The organism is Massilia sp. Root351, assembly GCF_001425045.1.
Taxonomy (GTDB): domain Bacteria; phylum Pseudomonadota; class Gammaproteobacteria; order Burkholderiales; family Burkholderiaceae_D; genus Rugamonas.
The window spans coordinates 228714-247802 of the sequence record NZ_LMDJ01000036.1; the positions used below are offsets into that span (position 1 = coordinate 228714).

Annotated in this window: 16 protein-coding genes and 1 other RNA gene; 11 read left to right on the forward strand and 6 right to left on the reverse strand. The window is 65.0% G+C overall.

Annotated elements, in window-relative coordinates; all coding sequences use genetic code 11:
• Nucleotides 1-10: 10 nt before the first annotated feature.
• From ASD15_RS30975 to gyrA, 6 genes are all read right to left on the reverse strand, one after another.
• Nucleotides 11-910, reverse strand: a complete 900-nt coding sequence (locus tag ASD15_RS30975; RefSeq protein WP_057158909.1) for a prephenate dehydrogenase/arogenate dehydrogenase family protein — start codon at nt 908-910, stop codon at nt 11-13.
• Nucleotides 903-2030 carry a histidinol-phosphate transaminase gene (hisC, locus tag ASD15_RS30980; protein WP_057158910.1) on the reverse strand — a complete coding sequence of 376 codons (1128 nt, stop codon included), beginning with the start codon at nt 2028-2030 and terminating at the stop codon, nt 903-905. Before hisC ends, ASD15_RS30975 begins: the two co-directional genes overlap by 8 nt.
• Nucleotides 2031-2066: 36 nt before the next feature.
• Nucleotides 2067-3140 (reverse strand): prephenate dehydratase, encoded by a 1074-nt coding sequence (gene pheA / locus ASD15_RS30985; RefSeq protein WP_057158911.1) that lies wholly within the window; start codon nt 3138-3140, stop codon nt 2067-2069.
• A gap of 24 nt (nt 3141-3164) precedes the next feature.
• Complete coding sequence (gene serC, locus ASD15_RS30990) at nt 3165-4247, reverse strand: 3-phosphoserine/phosphohydroxythreonine transaminase (RefSeq protein ID WP_057158912.1); 1083 nt, start codon at nt 4245-4247, stop codon at nt 3165-3167.
• Nucleotides 4248-4257: 10 nt separating this feature from the next.
• Nucleotides 4258-4818, reverse strand: a complete 561-nt coding sequence (locus ASD15_RS30995) for a DUF2059 domain-containing protein (protein WP_057158913.1) — start codon at nt 4816-4818, stop codon at nt 4258-4260.
• A gap of 118 nt (nt 4819-4936) precedes the next feature.
• Entirely contained in the window at nt 4937-7606 is a 2670-nt protein-coding gene (gyrA, locus tag ASD15_RS31000) for a DNA gyrase subunit A (RefSeq protein WP_057158914.1), read from the reverse strand.
• On the opposite strand from gyrA, the gene ASD15_RS32830 reads away from it, so the two are divergent.
• The 11 genes from ASD15_RS32830 (at nt 7576) to ASD15_RS31045 (ending at nt 19065) form a co-directional block, all read left to right on the forward strand.
• Nucleotides 7576-8025: a hypothetical protein gene (locus ASD15_RS32830; protein ID WP_162249958.1), complete on the forward strand. Its 450-nt coding sequence runs from the start codon at nt 7576-7578 to the stop codon at nt 8023-8025. The genes gyrA and ASD15_RS32830 overlap by 31 nt on opposite strands.
• Complete coding sequence (gene ompA, locus ASD15_RS31005; protein WP_057158915.1) at nt 8022-8738, forward strand: outer membrane protein OmpA; 717 nt, start codon at nt 8022-8024, stop codon at nt 8736-8738. Before ASD15_RS32830 ends, ompA begins: the two co-directional genes overlap by 4 nt.
• Nucleotides 8739-8863: 125 nt before the next feature.
• Nucleotides 8864-9559 carry a bifunctional 2-polyprenyl-6-hydroxyphenol methylase/3-demethylubiquinol 3-O-methyltransferase UbiG gene (gene ubiG / locus ASD15_RS31010; RefSeq protein WP_057158916.1) on the forward strand — a complete coding sequence of 232 codons (696 nt, stop codon included), beginning with the start codon at nt 8864-8866 and terminating at the stop codon, nt 9557-9559.
• Between the two features lie 47 nt (nt 9560-9606).
• On the forward strand, nt 9607-10314 hold the full coding sequence (locus ASD15_RS31015) for an HAD family hydrolase (protein ID WP_057158917.1): 708 nt from the start codon (nt 9607-9609) through the stop codon (nt 10312-10314).
• Nucleotides 10315-10400: 86 nt separating this feature from the next.
• Entirely contained in the window at nt 10401-11357 is a 957-nt protein-coding gene (locus ASD15_RS31020) for a hypothetical protein (protein ID WP_057158918.1), read from the forward strand.
• Between the two features lie 238 nt (nt 11358-11595).
• Nucleotides 11596-11955, forward strand: a transfer-messenger RNA (tmRNA) gene (gene ssrA / locus ASD15_RS32085).
• Nucleotides 11956-12332: 377 nt separating this feature from the next.
• The gene (locus tag ASD15_RS31025) at nt 12333-12740 is read left to right on the forward strand and encodes a hypothetical protein (RefSeq protein ID WP_057158919.1); all 408 of its coding nucleotides are present in this window, start codon (nt 12333-12335) and stop codon (nt 12738-12740) included.
• Nucleotides 12741-12838: 98 nt separating this feature from the next.
• Complete coding sequence (locus ASD15_RS31030; protein WP_057158920.1) at nt 12839-16288, forward strand: EAL domain-containing protein; 3450 nt, start codon at nt 12839-12841, stop codon at nt 16286-16288.
• Between the two features lie 40 nt (nt 16289-16328).
• Nucleotides 16329-17576 (forward strand): hypothetical protein, encoded by a 1248-nt coding sequence (locus tag ASD15_RS31035; protein ID WP_057158921.1) that lies wholly within the window; start codon nt 16329-16331, stop codon nt 17574-17576.
• A 46-nt stretch (nt 17577-17622) separates the two neighbouring features.
• On the forward strand, nt 17623-18276 hold the full coding sequence (locus ASD15_RS31040; protein ID WP_057158922.1) for a PQQ-binding-like beta-propeller repeat protein: 654 nt from the start codon (nt 17623-17625) through the stop codon (nt 18274-18276).
• A gap of 18 nt (nt 18277-18294) precedes the next feature.
• The gene (locus ASD15_RS31045; RefSeq protein WP_057158923.1) at nt 18295-19065 is read left to right on the forward strand and encodes a thioredoxin family protein; all 771 of its coding nucleotides are present in this window, start codon (nt 18295-18297) and stop codon (nt 19063-19065) included.
• The last annotated feature ends 24 nt before the right edge of the window (nt 19066-19089 follow it).

A 19089-nucleotide genomic window follows, 5' to 3' on the forward strand; every position in this document is an offset into this window, starting at 1 on the left:
TTCAGCTTTGTCATTCAGCTTTATCTTGTGCGGGCGGCGCCTCGGCCGCCTCGATCGTCGCGATCCAGCGCTCGCGCGCGTGCCGGGCATTGCCGTACACCGCCTCCAGGGCGGCGCCGTCGCCGGCGGCAAGCTGCGCGCGCAGCGTGGTCAATTGTGCCAGATAGGCGTCCAGTTCCGTCAGCAGCGCGGCCTGGTTGGCCAGGCTGATGTCGCGCCACATTTCCGGCGACGAGCCGGCGATGCGCGTGAAATCGCGAAAGCCGCTGGCGGCGTACTGGAACAGCAAATCGGCGTGCGGCTTGTGGGCGATGTCGTCCACCAGTGCGTAAGCCAGCAAATGGGGCAAATGGCTGACGGCGGCGAACACCTTGTCGTGTTCCTCCGGCGAGAGGCGATGGATCACAGCGCCACAGGCACGCCAGGCGGCGGCCACCAGCTCCACGTCCGCTTCGGCGTTTTCGGCCAGCGGCGTGAGCACTACTTTCTTGCCTTGATACAGATTCGGAATGGCCGCGTCCGGGCCATTGGTTTCGCGGCCCGCGATGGGGTGGCCGGGCACGAAGCGTCCCAGCTTCTCGCCCAGCGCGGCGCGCGCGGCGGCCGCCACGTCGCCCTTGGTGCTGCCGGCGTCGGTGACCACGGTACGCGGGCCCAGGTGCGGCAGCAGGGCCGCCAGGATGTTGCCGGTCTGCGCCACCGGCGCGGCCAGCAGCACCAGGTCGGCGTCCCGCACGGCGCCGGCAATGTCGCTGCCGGCCACGTCGATGATGCCCAGCTCCAGCGCCCGCTGCAGCGAGGCCGGCGAACGGTCCATGCCGACGACGCTGCGCGCGGCGCCGGCCTGCTTCAGCGCCCGCGCAAACGAGCCGCCGATCAGGCCGACGCCGAATATGACTACCTTATTCACGGTCCGTCGCCAGCGCTTTCTGCAAAGCCGAGATCAGGATGGCGTTTTCCTGCGGCAGGCCGATGGAGATGCGCAGCCACTCCGGCAGGCCGTAGTTGCCGACCGGGCGCACGATCACGCCCTGCTTGAGCAGCGCCAGGTTGACGCGCGCGCCGGCGGCCAGGTCCTTGCCCACTTTCACCAGCACGAAGTTGCCGTAGGAAGGCACGTACTCCAGGCCCATCTGCTCGAACGCTTCCACGAACTGCTGGTAGCCGGCGGCGTTGTTGCGCGCGCCCTGCTCCAGGAAGCTCTTGTCGTTGAGCGCGGCAATGGCGGCGGCCTGCGCCAGCGAGTTCACGTTGAAGGGCTGGCGGATGCGGTTCATCAGGTCCGTCAGCGCCGGCTGGGCGATGGCGAAGCCCACGCGCAGGCCCGCCAGGCCGTAGGCCTTGGAGAAGGTGCGCGAGACCAGCAGGTTCGGGTACTGCTTGACCCACGCCGCCGACTCGTACTGGTTTTCCGGCGACAGGTATTCGTTGTAGGCCTCGTCCAGCACCACCACCACGTTGGCCGGGACCTTCTTCAGGAAGGATTCGATCTCGGCCGCGCCGATGAAGGTGCCGGTCGGGTTGTTCGGGTTGGCGATGAAGACCAGGCGCACATCGTCAGCTGCGGCGTCGATGGCGGCGGCCATGGCGTCCAGGTCGTGGCCGTAGTCCTTGGCCGGCACCACGATGGCGCGCGCGCCCAGGCCTTGCGTGGCCAGCGCGTACACCGCGAACGAATACTGCGAGTAGACGATGGCCTGGCCTTTTTCCACGAAGGCGTGGGCGGCGATTTCCAGGATGTCGTTGCTGCCGTTGCCCAGCGTGATCCAGTCGGCCGGCACGTCGTAGCGCTCGGACAGCGCGGCCTTCAGTTCGAAGCCGTTGGCGTCCGGGTAGCGGCCCAGGTCCGCCGCAGCGGCGGCCATGGCTGCCTTGGCCGATTCCGGCACGCCGAACGGGTTCTCATTGGAGGCCAGCTTGACGATGGACGCCTCGTCGAGGCCGAACTCGCGCGCCACTTCGGAAATGGGTTTGCCGGCCTGGTAGGGGGCGATGGCGCGGACGTATTCTGGACCGAAATTCTTGGACATAGTAATTCTCGAGTTAGGTAAAGGTCAGGTCAAAGGTCAGGTGAGACTCACCGGGTAGGAACCCAGCACCTTGAAGAATGCGGCCTGGTCTTTCAGTTCCGCCAGGGCCTGTGCGACGGCCGCGTCGTTCACATGGCCGTCCACGTCGACGTAGAAGTAGTACTCCCAGGTGCCGATGCGGGCCGGGCGGGATTCGAAGCGCGTCATCGACACGCCGTGCTTGGCCAGCGGCGCCAGCAGCTGGTACACGGCGCCGGCCTTGTTCGGCACGGCCAGCACCAGCGAGGTGTGGTCCTTGCCGGACGGCAGCGTTTGCAGGTGGCCGATGACGGCGAAACGGGTGCGGTTGTGCGGGTCGTCCTGGATGTGGCCCTTGACCACGCCCAGCTTGTACTGCGTGCCGGCCATTTCGCTGGCGATGGCCGCCACGCTGGCGTCGTCGCCCGCCATGCGCGCCGCTTCGGCGTTGGAGGCCACCGCGCGGCGCTCGATGTTGGGGTAGTTCTGGTTCAGCCACACCTGGCACTGCGCCAGCGCCTGCGAATGGGCGCAGATCACCTGCACGCCGTCCATATTGCCGGTCTTGGTCATCAGGCTGTGGTGCACCGCGATGGCCACTTCGCCGCTGATCAGGGTGGTGGTGCCCAGCATCAGGTCCAGCGTGCGGTTGATGGCGCCTTCGGATGAATTCTCCACCGGCACCACGCCGAAATCGGCGGTGCCGGCCTCGGTGGCGCGGAACACTTCGTCGATGGAGGCGCACGGCAGGCCTTCGACGGCGCTGCCGAACTGCTGGTACACGGCCTGCTCGCTGAAGGTGCCCACCGGGCCGAGGTAGGCCACGGTGACGCGCTTTTCCAGCGCGCGGCAGGCCGACATGATTTCGCGGAAGATGGTCTGCACGTCGGTGGCGACCATGGGGCCGGGGTTGCGGTCGGCCACGCCGCGCAGCACCTGGGCTTCGCGTTCGGGCCGGAACACCGGCGCGTTGGTCTCGGCCTTGACGTGGCCCACTTCCTGCGCCACCTTGGCGCGCTGGTTCAACAATGCGAGGATCTGCGCGTCGATCGCGTCGATCTGCTCGCGCAGGGGTTTCAGTTTATCGTTCATGAAGGTTGCCTCAGGGGCCAGCGCTCAGCGGCCGGCGAATTCGTTCAAGTAATCGACGAGGGCTTGCACGCCCTCGATAGGCATGGCGTTATAAATGGATGCACGCATGCCGCCGACGGACTTGTGGCCCTTCAGCTGCAACAGGCCGCGCGCTTTGGCGCCGGCCAGGAATGCTTCGTTCTTGCTTTCGTCGCGCAGGTAGAACGGTACGTTCATGCGCGAACGGTATGGCGGCAGGACGCGATTCTGGTAGAAGTCGTCCGCATCGAGCGCGGCGTACAGCAGCGCTGCTTTTTCCATGTTGCGGCGTTCCATCTCGGCCACGCCGCCCTGGCGCTTGAGCCACTGGAACACCAGGCCGGCGATGTAGATGCCGTAGGTGGGCGGCGTGTTGTACATCGATTCGTTGTCGGCCACGTTCTTGAAGTCGAACGCGGACGGGCAGAACGGCAAGGCTTTGCCGATCAGGTCGTCGCGCACGATCACCACGGTGACGCCGGCCGGGCCGATGTTTTTCTGCGCGCCGCCGAAGATCAGGCCGTACTTGGACACGTCCACGGGGCGCGACAGGATGTGCGAGGACATGTCGGCCACCACAGTGGTGTCGCCCTGTGCGGTGGGCACGAAATCGATCTCCACGCCGTCGATGGTCTCGTTGGTGCACAGGTGCAGATAGGCCGCGCCCGGCGTCAGCTTCCATTCGGCCTGCGGCGGCACGAAGGTGTAGTTGTTGTCCTTGGCGCTGGCGGCCACGTTCACCCTGGCGTAGCGCGCCGCTTCCTTGATGGACTTGCTGGACCAGGAACCGGTCTGCACGAAATCGATGGTGGCGTCGCTGCTGCCGACCAGGTTCATCGGGATGACGGCGTTCTGCGACAGGCCGCCGCCCTGCATGAACAGGATCTTGTAGTTGTCCGGCACCGCCAGCAGCTCGCGCAGGTCGCGCTCGGCCGCGCGGTAGATGGAGATGAATTCCGGACCGCGGTGGCTCATTTCCATGACGGACATTCCACTGCCGTTCCAGTCCAGCATTTCAGCGGCGGCCTGGGCCAGCACTTCTTTCGGCAATACGGCTGGGCCGGCGGAGAAATTGTAGATATTCGTCACGTCTCTTTCCTTATTTTTTTACGATGTTCGCCGTCATGTCCTCAACCATCTTGCCGATGCGCGGCATGATGATCTTCTGGCTCGCCACCATGGATTCCTGCATTACCTTGGGCATGGTCGACAGCATCTTGGCGCCGATCGGGCTGCGGTAGAAGTCCAGCAGCTGGCGCATCTCATCGACGCTGTAGTTGCGCGCGTAGATGGCGGTGGTTTCGCGCTCCAGCTCATCCAGCATGGCCGGATCGTTGAACAGCTTCTGCATGGAGGCCATCATGCCGGGAACGGCTTTTTCGATCTCGGCCTGCATCGCCTTCTTGTCGGCGGCGCTCAGCCCCTTGCCCTTGCTTTCCACCATCGACGCCGTCATGGCCTGCATCATGCTCGGCAGCTGCGCCGCCGCTTGCTGCATCGACGCCTGCATCAGGCTGCGCGCGTTGATCGCGTCCATCAGCTGCCTGGCTGCGGCGGTGGACTCGGCCGTGGCCGCGCCGCTGGGCGCGATACCCTGCGCAGCGGCAGGAACGCAGGAAAACGCCAGGGCGGCGGCCAACAGTGCAACGATTTTCTTCACAGGTTTCCTTTTGAAATGTAAAACGGGGGCAATGTCATTGTCGCATTATTCTGCGTACACGACACTGCCCCCGCTGTGGCGGGTTACGGCTTGCGCCTCACCCGCCCTACGCTGCTGCTTACTCCGGCGCCGATTCCGAAGCATCCGGGGTCGCGTCCGGCGTGTCCGGCGAGGCAAGCGCGCCGCCGGACGGCTCCAGTTCCACCTCGTCGATATCGGTTTCCACGATGCGCTGCAGGCCGGACAGCTTGGTGCCGTCTTCCACCGCGATCAAGGTCACGCCTTGCGTGGCGCGGCCCATCTCGCGGATCTCCGCCACCCGGGTGCGGATCAGCACGCCGCCGGTGGTGATCAGCATGATCTCGTCGGTCGGTTCAACCAGCGTGGCGGCAACCACGCGGCCGTTGCGCTCGGAAGTCTGGATGGCGATCATGCCCTTGGTGCCGCGCCCGTGGCGGGTGTACTCGGTGATCGGGGTACGCTTGCCGAAGCCGTTCTCGGTGGCCGTCAGCACGGACTGCTGCTCGTTCTCGGCCACCAGCAGGGCGATCACGTTCTGGCCCTCTTCCAGGTTCATGCCGCGCACGCCGCGCGCGGTGCGGCCCATCGGACGCACGTCGTTCTCGTCGAAGCGCACCGCCTTGCCGGCGTCGGAGAACAGCATCACGTCGTGCTGGCCGTCGGTCAGCGCGGCGCCGATCAGGAAGTCGCCCTCGTCCAGGTCGACCGCGATGATGCCGGCCTTGCGCGGGTTGCTGAAGTCCTTCAGCGGGGTTTTCTTCACGGTGCCCAGGCTGGTGGACATGAACACGTAGTGGTCTTCCGGGAAGGTGCGGTTTTCGCCCGACAGCGGCAGCACCACGGTGATCTTCTCGTCGTCCTGCAGCGGGAACATGTTCACGATAGGCTTGCCGCGCGAGTTGCGCGAGCCTTGCGGCACTTCCCACACCTTCAGCCAGTACATGCGGCCACGGTTGGAGAAGCACAGGATGTAGTCGTGCGTGTTGGCGATGAACAGCTGGTCGATCCAGTCCTCGTCCTTGGTGGCCATGGCCTGCTTGCCGCGCCCGCCGCGCTTTTGCGCGCGGTATTCGGAGATCGGCTGCGACTTCATGTAGCCCAGGTGCGACAGGGTCACCACCATGTCCTGCGGCGTGATCAGGTCTTCCGTGCCCAGGTCGGTGGCGTTGTGCTCGATGGTGGAGCGGCGCTCGTCCTTGCTGCCGTATTCCAGCTGCGCGGCGGTCATCTCGTCGGTGATGATGGTGGTCACGCGGGACGGCTTGGACAGGATGTCCAGCAGGTCGGCGATCAGCGCCATCACGTCCTTGTACTCGTTGACGATCTTGTCCTGTTCCAGGCCGGTCAGGCGCTGCAGGCGCATTTGCAGGATTTCCTGCGCCTGGTCTTCGGACAGCTTGTACAGGCCGTCCGGCTGCAGGCCGTAGTGCTTCGGCAGGTGCTCGGGGCGGAACGCCTCGATGCCGGCCTGGCCTTCGTCGCCGGTGCGGGCCAGCATTTCGCGCACGATGGACGAATCCCAGCCGCGCTCCATCAGGGCCGTTTTCGCCACCGGCGGCGTCGGCGCGGCCTTGATGATGGCGATGAAGTCGTCGATATTGGCCAGCGCCACGGCCAGGCCTTCCAGCACGTGGCCGCGCTCGCGCGCCTTGCGCAGCTCGAACACGGTGCGGCGCGTGACCACTTCGCGGCGGTGCGACAGGAAGCACTGCAGCATCTCTTTCAGGTTCAGCAGCTTGGGCTGGCCGTCGACCAGCGCCACCATGTTCATGCCGAAGGTGTCTTGCAGCTGGGTCTGCTTGTACAGATTGTTCAGCACCACTTCCGGCACTTCGCCGCGTTTCAGCTCGATGACCACGCGCATGCCCGACTTGTCGGATTCGTCGCGGATGTCGGAAATGCCCTCCAGTTTCTTGTCGCGCACGTTTTCGGCGATGCGTTCGAGCAGCGACTTCTTGTTGACCTGGTACGGCAGCTCGTCGACGATGATGGCGGTGCGGCCGCCGTCCTTGCCGTACTCTTCATAGTGGGTCTTGGCGCGCATCACCACGCGGCCGCGGCCGGTGCGGTAGCCGTCGCGCACGCCGGACACGCCGTAGATGATGCCGGCGGTCGGGAAGTCCGGCGCCGGGATCAGTTCGATCAGCTCGTCGATCGAGCAATCCGGGTTGCGCAGCACGTGCAGCGCGCCGTTGATCACTTCGGTCAGGTTGTGCGGCGGGATGTTGGTGGCCATGCCCACCGCGATACCGGACGAACCGTTGATCAGCAGGTTGGGGATGCGGGTCGGCAGGACGGTCGGCTCTTTTTCCTTGCCGTCGTAGTTCGGTGCGAAATCGACCGTGTCCTTGTCGATGTCGGCCAGCATTTCGCCGGCGATCTTGTCCAGGCGGCACTCGGTGTAACGCATCGCTGCCGCGTTGTCGCCGTCGACCGAACCGAAGTTGCCCTGGCCGTCGACCAGCATGTAGCGCAGCGAGAAATCCTGCGCCATGCGCACCAGCGTGTCGTAAATCGAGGCGTCGCCGTGCGGGTGGTATTTGCCCATGACTTCACCGACCACGCGCGCGCATTTGACGTAGGGGCGGTTCCAGACATTATTCAGTTCGTGCATCCCGAACAGGACGCGGCGGTGTACCGGCTTCAGGCCGTCGCGCGCATCCGGCAAGGCACGGCCCACGATCACGCTCATGGCGTAATCGAGGTAGCTCTTGCGCATCTCTTCTTCGAGGGAAATTGGGATTGTTTCTTTTGCGAATTGATCCATGGGTGGGTTTCGTCTGTTCTTTACTGAGGTTGACTTATCTGTTACGCACGCTGACCGTGATTAACCCGCTGTCCGCAGACAAGCGTACGATTTTAGCATGCGCGCCATGGCTGCTGCGCAATTCCGCCGCCGGCCCGCTGCCAGCCCGCGCCGCCGCATGTCATGGAGCGGAAATAATGAAACGTTATTATTTCGCCCGACGTTGCGCAAAAACAACATTTTGGTCGATTGCGGCCCGGATTCAGTTTGCGCTGTTCGTATTCCGTTCCGATGCCTATGGCAAAATGGACGAGAAGTTAATTGCTTGTTTCGCAATCGGGAACCGGCGCGACATAGGGGCGTATGGTAGGATGCGGCCCACGTACCAACGTCGCGCAGTTTTTCTGCGGATATCACCCCGAAAGGAAGAAAAAATATGAATAAATATGTTGCATCGATTTTTGCTGCGTCGGCAGTGATCGCTGGTTCCGCCATGGCCCAGCAGCCAACCACCCCGCCTTTCGCCCCAGTGACCCAGGACATCAAAGCAGCCACGCCCAAGAGCGCCTACGTGCAAGATGCACGCGGCGTGATCGCGCGTGATCCGTTCGGCCTGTGCTGGCGCACCGGCTACTGGACCCCGGCTGACGCCGTGCCAGGCTGCGATCTGCCGATCTGCGTAGAACCGGAAAAACTGGAAAACGGCAAGTGCGTCGCACCGCCGCCACCAGTGGCCCCAGCACCAGCCCCGGCGCCAGCCGCCACGCCCGCGCCAGCCCCGGCGCCAGCGCCAACCTCGGAAAAAGTCAGCTTCGCAGCGGACGCCTTCTTCGACTTCGACAAAGCCGTGCTGAAGCCTGAAGGCAAAGCCAAGCTGGACGACCTGAGCTCGAAACTGGGCGCCATCAACCTGGAAGTCATCATCGCCGTGGGTCACACCGACTCCGTGGGCACCGATGAATACAACCAGAAGCTGTCGATCAAGCGTTCGGAAGCCGTCAAAGCCTACCTGGTCTCCAAAGGCGTGGAAGCGAACCGCGTGTACACCGAAGGCAAAGGCGAGAAGCAGCCAGTGGACGACAACAAGACCGCCGCCGGCCGCGCTAAAAACCGCCGCGTGGAAATCGAAGTGGTGGGCACCCGCAGCAAGTAATTCGTAGATAGCAACATCGCTCAAGCCGCCCGGTTCACGCCGGGCGGCTTTTTTTGCGCGCTCTTCGCATGCTTTTTGTTACGCACACGCTTTGGCGCCAGGCAAAATCCCGCTATCATGCGGATATGAATGCCGACCCTCTAGAAATCCAAAAATTTAGCGAACTGGCCCACCGCTGGTGGGATCCCACGTCCGAATTCCGTCCCCTGCACGAAATCAACCCGCTGCGCCTGGAGTGGATCAACGCGCGCGCCCCGCTGGCGGGCAAGAACGTGATCGACATCGGCTGCGGCGGCGGCATCCTGGCCGAATCGATGGCGCGCAAGGGCGCCAAGGTGACCGGCATCGACCTGTCCGAGAAGGCGCTCAAGGTGGCCGACCTGCACAGCCTGGAAAGCGGCGTGCAGGTGCGCTACAAACTGATCGCCGCCGAAGAGATGGCCGCGCAGGAAGCCGGCCAGTACGACGTGGTGACCTGCATGGAAATGCTGGAGCACGTGCCCGATCCGGCCGCCATCGTGCGCGCCGCCGCCACGCTGGTGAAACCGGGCGGCCACGTATTCTTTTCCACGCTGAACCGCAATCCCAAGTCCTACCTGTTTGCCGTGATCGGCGCCGAGTACGTGCTGCGCATGCTGCCGCGCGGCACCCACGACTACGCCAAGTTCATCACGCCGGCCGAACTGTCGCAATATGTGCGCAGCGCCGGGCTGCAGGTGAACGGCCTGAAGGGCCTGGGCTACAACCCGCTCAGCAAGATCTACTCGCTGAACGACGACACCAGCGTCAATTACATGGTGGCCACCAGCCGCACCGACTGACTCTCCCTCTTAACGGCGGCTGCGGCCGCCCTCTCACCGTCCCCTTCATGAGCCATCCTGCCCCCTTGCCCGCCCCGCGCGCCGTGCTGTTCGACCTGGACGGCACGCTGGCCGACACCGCGCCCGACCTGGCTGCCGCCGTCAACCTGCTGCGCAGCGCGCGCGGCCTGGAAGCCACGCCCTACGAGCTGCTGCGTCCCACCGCGTCGGCCGGCGCGCGCGGCATGATAGGCGCGTCCTTCGGGCTGACGCCGCAGGACGCCGGCTTTGACGAGCTCAAGCATGGATTCTTCGACAACTACGAGGCCGCCATCGCGGTGCACAGCACGCTGTTCGACGGCGTGCCGGCGCTGCTGGCCGGACTGGAAGCGGCCGGCGTGGCCTGGGGCATCGTCACCAACAAGCCAGCCCGCTTTACCGACCCGCTGCTGCCGCTGATCGGCCTGGCGCACGCCGGCTGCGTCATTTCCGGCGACACCACCGCGCATGCCAAGCCGCACCCGGCCCCGCTGCTGGAAGCGGCGCGCCGCCTCGGCCTGCCGCCGGAAGCGTGCTGGTACGTGGGCGACGACCTGCGCGACATCCAGGCCGGCCAGGCCGCCGGCATGGCCACCGTGGCTTGCGCCTGGGGCTATTGCGGCGCCACCGAACCGGCCGCCTGGAACGCCGACTATTTATTGCCGACGCCGCAATCTTTGTTGCAGCTTGTGCAAACAGTGTTGGCTGCGCGCGCCGGAAACGCGCTGGCAGCCTGATAGATTGTCACACGACCATTGCCGTACGGAAATTCTCCCAGTAAGATAAACGGGAAATCAAACACGATGAAAGCCGGAGTACGCACATGACTAGCGATGAACTAATCGCCGACGCCGCTGCGCGCAGCCATACGCCGCAGAGCTGGGATGTGACGGTGTCCGAATCCAAGTTTTACTGGTACGACCTGCTGACGGATTTCCCGCCCATCCCCGACTTCCGCGATCCGCTGGGCCGCTACCTGCGCCGCATGCAGTTCGCGGTGGAAGCGACCATGGAAAAGCGGCTGATGTACATGCTGGTGAGCCGTCCCAAGCTGCGTTTCGACACGTCGCGCTCGACCAGCTGGGGCTTTTTCGGCCTGAAGCTGAGCATTCCCATCCTGGTGGGCGCCGACCAGAAGCGCGACGCGCTGACCATCGAGCTCAACACGCCGGAGGACGCCACCTTAAAGAAGCCCACGGTGCAGGTCTTCGAGCGTTTCATCACGCTGAACTGGGGTTCGATGATCGAAACCTACTCGATCCACGACCTGCTGCAGAATTTCAACACCAAGCACGACTACCCGACCAAAGTGCACTACGTGGGGCAGACGCGCGACCCGGCCGGGCGCCTGATCAAAGGCCGCATCAGCGGCGTCAACCGCGCTTGCGACAACAGCGGCCCGGACAATGACAACTTCCTGCTGATCCAGCGCATGGACTTCAGCACCGGCGCGCCGGTAGTGACCGACGGCGCCTCGGACGAGTTGCACGACCTGATGCTCAAGGACCAGATGGACCTGCTCGAGTGCATACTCATCAAGTACTTCGAGAAAGACGACGAGAAAATGCGCAGTCCGCGCGAAGTGCAGGCCCGCGAAGCGCGCGTGGCAGCGCTATACCAGGCGCACATGCTGCAGCGCCTGCAAGTGGACCTCGGCTTGGAAGCGCCGGACGCGTTCCAGAACCTGTTCTCGGACATGGTAAAAGTGTCCGACCGGCACCTGTTCGAAGTCACTTTCAAGGGAACCGAACCGGTGTTCCGGGTGCCGGGCAAGGTGTGACACCCGGGTCAGTCGGCATTGAAATCGGCAACCAGATATTGACAACAAACCATCCCATAAGTTCCCCCGTCAAGCTCGCGCATTGAGTACTGAGCCTGCCCGAGTTTTCCGAGAGACACCTTTAGCGACGCAACAAGGAAAGTTTTTTGCCTCCGTGATTGCTCGCCAGACACTGTTCGCAACGGCCGGCAAAGCGTGATACACGAGGTGAAGGAATGGAGTACAATAGTAAGTCTGTGGGGACGACCTGGCTTCGACGTGGGTTGCAAAGCAGAACAGGGCATACCGAGGCCTGGTTACCTCGTAAATACACCCAGAAATCAATAACTGCAAACGATAACTCGTACGCACTGGCAGCTTAATTGCTGTTAGCTCCTCAACGCTTCTTCCCTGGGGCGGGCCGTTAAAAGCTGAGGAGTCATTTACAGGGAATCGCGCTATAACGGGTCACTTGAAGTAGCGCTAAATCTAAGGTGAATCGCTGGTACGTAACGTGCACATCCGTGCCGTACCGGTTAAATTAAATGATAGTGCTAAGTATGTAGAACTGTCTGTAGAGTGCTTGCGGACGCGGGTTCGATTCCCGCCGTCTCCACCACCGAACAAATAAAATGGGCCCCAAGCGCAAGCTTGGGGCCCATTTTATTTGTTCGGTAGCGCAGCCAGCGGAATCGGATCCGCGTCCGCCCCGGCGGACGCGGGGCTTTTGCGGGAATTCGGCGAGCATGCTCGCCGCCGCAAAAGCGGGTTGCGCTTGCAAGCGCAACCCTCTCCGACTCGCCCATTCCGAAAATCGCCTTTGGCGATTTTCCGCGTGCGGCGTCTATCAACCTGATCATCTCACTTCCACGCATCTCCGCCCCTCGCCCCAATCCGCAGCGCAGCCTGTGACAATGTGTGCATTTTTCGCTCTAGCAACATGCTACCCTTTAAGCAAGGTCACTCGGCAATCCGCCCAACCAGCCTGGACGAGACATGGAAGCAAGCGACGCGGTGCTGCGCGACATCATCGACCGCTTCGTACAGCCGGAACATGCGGAGCGCTTTCTCTACCTGCTGGAGAAGCCCAAACGCCGTTCACAGCTCTATGAAGAATTGCTGCATGACGCCAGCAGCTTGCGCCGCGACAAGCGGCAAGCGCTGGAGCCGCCGCAGTCCGATCCGGACCAGCTGCTGGCGCTACTGCGCAAAAAGGGTGCCGGGCAGACCTGTTTCATATTCAGCCGCCGGCATGCGCTCGACGGCCAGCAGGTGGATTTCCGCACTGCCCTGGCTTCTGTTGCAGGACAGATGAGCGAAGCCATCCTGTACTGCCCGAAAGCGCACGTCGCTTTCGTCGAGGAACACGATGGCCGGCAGTTCATCCTTTCGGCCAAGTTGTAATTGAGCAACAATCACGCTGCAAGCTGATTATTGGTATATATTTAATGTCGCATATTGGTATCCATCCGCCGGATCAGACGCTGCATTAATCGATCGCCATGCCCAACTACCTGACCCTGATCACAGCCGTGCCGTCCAGCAGCCTGCTGTACGAGGGGCGTTACGACACCTTGCTGGTGCTGCTATCGGTGGTGGTGGCAATCTTCGCCTCATATGCCGCGCTGCTGGTGTCGCAGCATGCGTCCGGCATCGCCAGCGGCGCGCGGCGGCGCAGCTGGCTGCTGGTGGGCGGGCTGTGCCTGGGCCTGGGCATCTGGGCCATGCACTTCGTCGGCATGCTGGCCTTCACGCTGCCCTGCACCAGCAGCTACGATTACCGCATCACCCTGCTCTCCACGCTGCCCGGCATCCTGGCCAGCACCATGGCCCTGAGCCAGATCAGCCACCGCGACATCACCGGCCGCGAACTGGCCGTCGGCGGCCTGCTGCTGGGCGCCGGCATAGGCGCCATGCATTACTCCGGCATGGCGGCCATGCGCCTGGACGGCTTTATCCAGTATGACCTGAAACTGTTCCTGCTTTCCATCGTAGTGGCCGTGGCGCTGGCTACGCTGGCGCTGTGGACCAAGTTCCGCCTGATGACGCTGCGCGCCGGCTGGCGCCAGCACGCCACGCTGATCGGCGCGTGCGTGATGGGCCTGGCCGTGGCCGGCATGCACTACACGGCCATGGCCGCCGCCTATTTCATCCGCGCCGGCGAAAATCCCGCCGCCGAGTCCGAAATCGGCGCCACCTTCCTGGCCACCATCGTGCTGTTCGCCACCAGCCTGATCATTGTGATCACCATCGTGGCCACTTACATCGGCAAGCACAAGCTGTTCTCCTTCGAGCGATCCTACAAGCTGGCCGGCCTGGTGATGGCAGGCTGGATCATGGTCGCGTGGCTGAGCGCGAACTATTTTCACGAGCGCATGGTGCGCGAGCTGGACCGGCACGAATCGGCACAGGCCCGGCAACAGGCGCGCGACGCGGCGGACAACATCTCGGCCCATTTGCAGCGGCTGAAAGGCATTCCTGCGATGCTCAGCCGCAATGAAGCGGTGCGCAGCGCCCTGCGCCAACCAGGGCCCGTGCCGCCCGCGCTGAACCGGGAACTGAAGCTGACGGCGCAAGACCTGGATGCCGACGCCCTGTGGATCATGGACGCGAACGGCCTCTGCATCGCTTCCAGCAACGCCGATACGCCCGCCACCTTTGTCGGCACCAATTACGCCGACCGCACCTATTTCAAGCAAGCCAAAGCAGGCGGCAACGGCCGCCAGTACGCCATCGGCCGCACCAGCAATGTCGCCGGCCTGTACTACTCCACGCCCGTCTTCGACGGCGCGACGTTCACCGGCGCGGTGGCGGTGAAGCGCAACGTCTCGCGGCTGGCGGCGTGGACCGGGCCGGTGCGCGCCTTCCTCTCCGACGCCAACGGCGTCATCGTGCAGGCGGCCGATGCGCGCCTTGAATTCCGCGCCCTGCCGCAGGCGGCGGTCAATGCGATGACGCCGCAGCAGCGCCTGTCGCAGTACCGGCGCGGACACTTCGATGTGCTGCAGGTGAGCTCCTGGGGCGAGGCCTATTTCCCGGCGGCGGTTCGCATCGGCGCCGACCAGGCGCCGGTGCTGATCTCCTCCGCGCCACTGGCCAGTGACGACATGGCCCTGCACGTGGCGCGCCCGCTGCCGGAACTGGCCCGCCTGAGCACGGAGCGTCTGTGGCTGTTCGCGCTGATCGCGCTGGCCGGCAGCATGCTGATCGTCGCCGCTTCGGCCGTCGTGCTGTACCTGCGCGCCTCGCACAAGGTGGAAGCCGACCTGCGCGTGGCCGCCACCGCGTTCGAGGCCCAGGAAGGCATGGTGATTACCGATGCCAACGGCACCATCCTGCGCATCAACCGCGCCTTCACCGACATCACCGGCTACACGGATGCGGACGCGGTCGACCGCAAGCTGGACCTGGCCGACGCCAGCCGCCACGACGTCCAGTTTTGCGCCGGAATCTGGCAAGCCGTGCGCAGCGAAGGCGCATGGCAGGGCGAGATCTGGAACCGGCGCAAGTCCGGCGAATCGTTCCCGGAATGGCTGACCATCACGGCCGTGCGCGACGCCGCCGGCCACGCCACGCACTACGTGTGCACCTTGACCGACATCACCCGCCGCAAGGCCGACGAAGAGGAAATCCGCAACCTGGCACTGTACGACTGCCTGACCACGCTGCCCAACCGGCGCTGCCTGATGGAGCGGCTGGAACACGCCATCCGCGGCAGCGAGCGCAGCGGGCAATACGGCGCCCTGCTCTTCATCGACCTGGATAATTTCAAGGACCTGAACGATACCTTGGGCCACAACATGGGCGACCTGCTGCTGCAGCAAACAGCGCAGCGCTTTGTGTCCAGCGTGCGCTCGAGCGACACCGTGGCGCGCCTGGGCGGCGACGAGTTCATCGTGATGCTGGAAGACCTGGGCACCTGCCAAAAAGAGGCCGTGGCGCACGCGCGCGAAACCGGCGAGAAAATCCTGCGCCGCCTGAACGACGCCTACGCCCTGGGCGACCACGACTTCACCTGCAGCGCCAGCATTGGCGTGACCGTGTTCCAGGGCCACGACCAGAGCGTGGCCATCCTGCTGAAACAGACCGACCTGGCGATGTACCAGGCCAAGGCTGCGGGCCGCAACGCGATGCGCTTCTTTGAACCCAGCATGCAGGAAGTGGTGACGGTACGCGCCACGCTGGACGCCGACTTGCGCCTCGGCTTGCAGCATGGCCAGTTCCGGCTGTACTACCAGCCGCAGGTCGATGCGGCGGAACGCGTCACCGGCGCGGAAGTACTGCTGCGCTGGCTGCACCCGCAGCGCGGCCTGGTGCATCCGCTGGACTTTATCGCGGCGGCCGAGGAATCGGGCCTGATACTGCCGCTGGGGCGCTGGGTGATGGAAACGGCGTGCGCCCAGCTGGCGGCATGGGCGGGACAGCCGGAGATGGCCCATCTGGCGATAGCGGTAAACGTGAGCCCGCTGCAGTTCCGGCAGCCCGATTTCGTCGAGCAGGTCAACGAGGTGCTGATTGCCAGCGGCGCCAATCCGCGCCGCCTGAAACTGGAGCTGACGGAAACCATGCTGCTCGACGACGTGGAACAGGCAATCTGCAAGATGGCCGCCCTGAAGGTGCGCGGCGTGAACTTTGCGCTGGACGATTTCGGCACCGGCTACTCCTCGCTGTCCTACCTGCAGCGCTTGCCCATCAGCCAGCTGAAGATCGACCGCAGCTTCGTGCGCGACGTGTTGAACAGCCCCAGCGACGCCGCCATCACCAAGACCATCATCAGCCTGGCCCACACCATGGGGCTGGCAGCGGTCGCCGAAGGGGTGGAAACGCCGGAGCAGTTCGCCTTGCTGGCGGAGCTGGGCTGCGACGGCTACCAGGGCTACTGGTTCGGCCGTCCCATGCCGGTGCAGGCCTTCGAATCCGTTTTGCAAGGCCAGCAGGCCCTGTCGGCGTGACGCCCGGCGCCCCCGGCGCCACCCGGTGTATGCTAGCGGCATGGACTCCCTGATCGCCGCCTCCGCGCGTGCCCTCGCTGCCGGAGACGCTCTCGGCGCCCTGAAACGCGTCGCCCTGCGCGGCGATCCGCCCGCGCTGGCTTTGCGCGGCATCGCCATGGCGCAACTGGGCGAGCATGCGCGGGCACGCGAACTGCTCAGGCTGGCCGCACGCGGCTTCGGCGCGCACGAGGAACTGTCGCGCGCCCGCTGCGTGGTGGCCGAGGCCGAAGTGGCGCTTGCCATGCGCGATTTCAGCGCCGCGCCGCGCGCGCTGAGTGCAGCCATTGCCACGCTTGAGGCGCATGCCGACCATGCCAACGCGCTGCAGGCGCGCCTGGTGTCCACGCGCCAGCTCCTCCTGCTGGGCCGTCTCGACGAGGCCGCCGCCGCGCTGGCGCTCATCGACACGCAAGGCTTGCCGCCGGCATTGGCGGCCGTGGCCGCACTGGCGGCGGCGGAACTGGCGCTGCGCTCACTGAGCATGGAAGCGGCCCGCAACGCGCTTGCCCATGCGCACCATGCGGCCGAACGCGCCCGCGTGCCCGCGTTGCTGGCCGAAGTGGCCGAAGCGCACACCGCGCTGGAACGCCCTGCCGCGCGCCGCATCTCGGCCGGCAAGGAGCAGTTGCTGCGCCTGGACGATGTGGCCGCCCTGCTGGGCTCCGGCGCCCTGGTGGTGGACGCCTGCCGCCGCGCCATCGGCACCGGCACCGGCGCAGACGCCGACGCAGGCCCGGCCGCATGGCAATCCCTGGCGCGCCGTCCCATCCTGTTCTCGTTGGCGCGCACACTCGCCGAGGCATGGCCTGGCGGCGCCGACCGCGAGTCCCTGATTGCCAGCGCCTTCAATATGCAAGCCCCGGACGAAACCCACCGGGCCCGCTTGCGCGTTGAAATCGGCCGCCTGCGCGCGCTGGCCGCCGGCTTCGCCCGCATCGAAGCCACGCCGCGCGGCTTCGTGCTCAAGCCGCACGGCGAACGCCCGGTGGCCGTGCTGACGCCGCCCATCGACGGCGACCAGGCCTCGCTGCTTGCCCTGCTGTCCGACGGCGCAGCCTGGTCCACCTCTGCCCTGGCGCTGGCCCTGGGCGCCAGCCAGCGCACCGTGCAGCGCGCGCTGGCCGATCTGGAAGCCGTAGGACGCGCGCGCTCCATCGGCAAGGCGCGCACCTGCCGCTGGCTCGCGCCCCCGCTGGCCGGATACACGACAATCTTGTTACTCCCTGCCGCGCTGGCGATGGCATAAAGTTCTCTTGCGGCGCCGATCCGTGGCGCGACACCAGGAGACAGCAATGACCAGCAAGAACCAAAGCAGTCCGCGCACGGCGGAAATCGTGCGCGAGTATGGGCCCTTCGACGGCGCCAGCAGCATCGCCGGCGTCACCCATGACGGCCAGCGCGTGTGGGCCGCCACCGGCGCCAAACTGATCGCCTTCGATCCGGCCAGCGGCGACACCACGCGCACGCTGGACCGTGCCTGCGACGCCGGCACCGCCTTCGACGGCACCTATCTGTACCAGATTGCCGAGGACCGCATCGACAAGATCGACCCCGCCACCGGCAACGTCCTGTCCTCCATCCCCGCGCCCGGCCAGGGCGGCGACTCGGGCCTGACCTGGGCCGAAGGCAGCCTGTGGGTGGGCCAGTACCGCGACCGCAAGATCCACCAGATCGATCCCGCCACCGGCGCCGTCATCCGCAGCATCAGCTCCAACCGCTTCGTCACCGGCGTGACCTGGGTGGACGGCGAACTGTGGCACGCCACCTGGGAGGGCGACGACAGCGAGATCCGCCGCGTCGACCCGAACAGTGGCGATGTGCTGGAGCGGCTGGCAATGCCGGCCGGCACGAACATCAGCGGCCTGGAATCGGACGGCGCGGACCTGTTCTACGCGGGCGGCGGCGGCAGCGGCAAAGTGCGCGCCGTGCGGCGCCCGAAAAACTAAGCCATCAAGGAGCAAATCATGAACGATACCCATACCCATCCCGTGGTCAGCAGCGAGCAGTGGACCAGCGAACGCAAGGCCTTGCTGGAGCGCGAGAAGGAACTGATGCGCCTGCACGATGCAGTCGCCCGCGAACGGCGCGCGCTGCCGTGGGTGCGCATCGACAAGCATTACGTGTTCGATACACCCCAGGGCAAGCGCGCGCTGGCCGATCTGTTCGAAGGCCGCCGCCAGCTGATGGTGCAGCACTTCATGTTCACACCCGGCAAGGAGCAAGGCTGCCGCAGCTGCTCCTACATGGCGGACCACACGGACGGCGCGCTGCCGCACCAGGCCCAGCGGGATCTGGCTTTCGTGGCCGTATCGCGCGCGCCGGTAGAGGACATCGAACGTTTCCGCCGGCGCATGGGCTGGCAGTTCAACTGGGTGTCATCCGGCAGCGGCGATTTCAACTACGACTTCGATGTCAGTTTCACGCCGGAGCAGACGGCCAAGGGCAACGTCTACTATAACTTCACCATGCAGCCCTTCCCGCTGCCGGATGCTCCGGGCATCAGCGTGTTCTACAAGGACGGCGACGGACACATTTACCGCACCTACTCCACCTACGGACGCGGCGTGGAGGTGATGATGCACACCTATGCCTTGCTGGACCTGACGCCCAAGGGCCGGCAGGAGGAAGGCCAGGCCGACACCATGTCCTGGGTGCGCCACCACGACCTGTACGATCCGGCGCCGGCGCACGCCCCCGCAGCGGCATCCGCAGCCTGCTGCCACGCCGCAGCCTGAAGCACGGACCACGCGGACACGCGG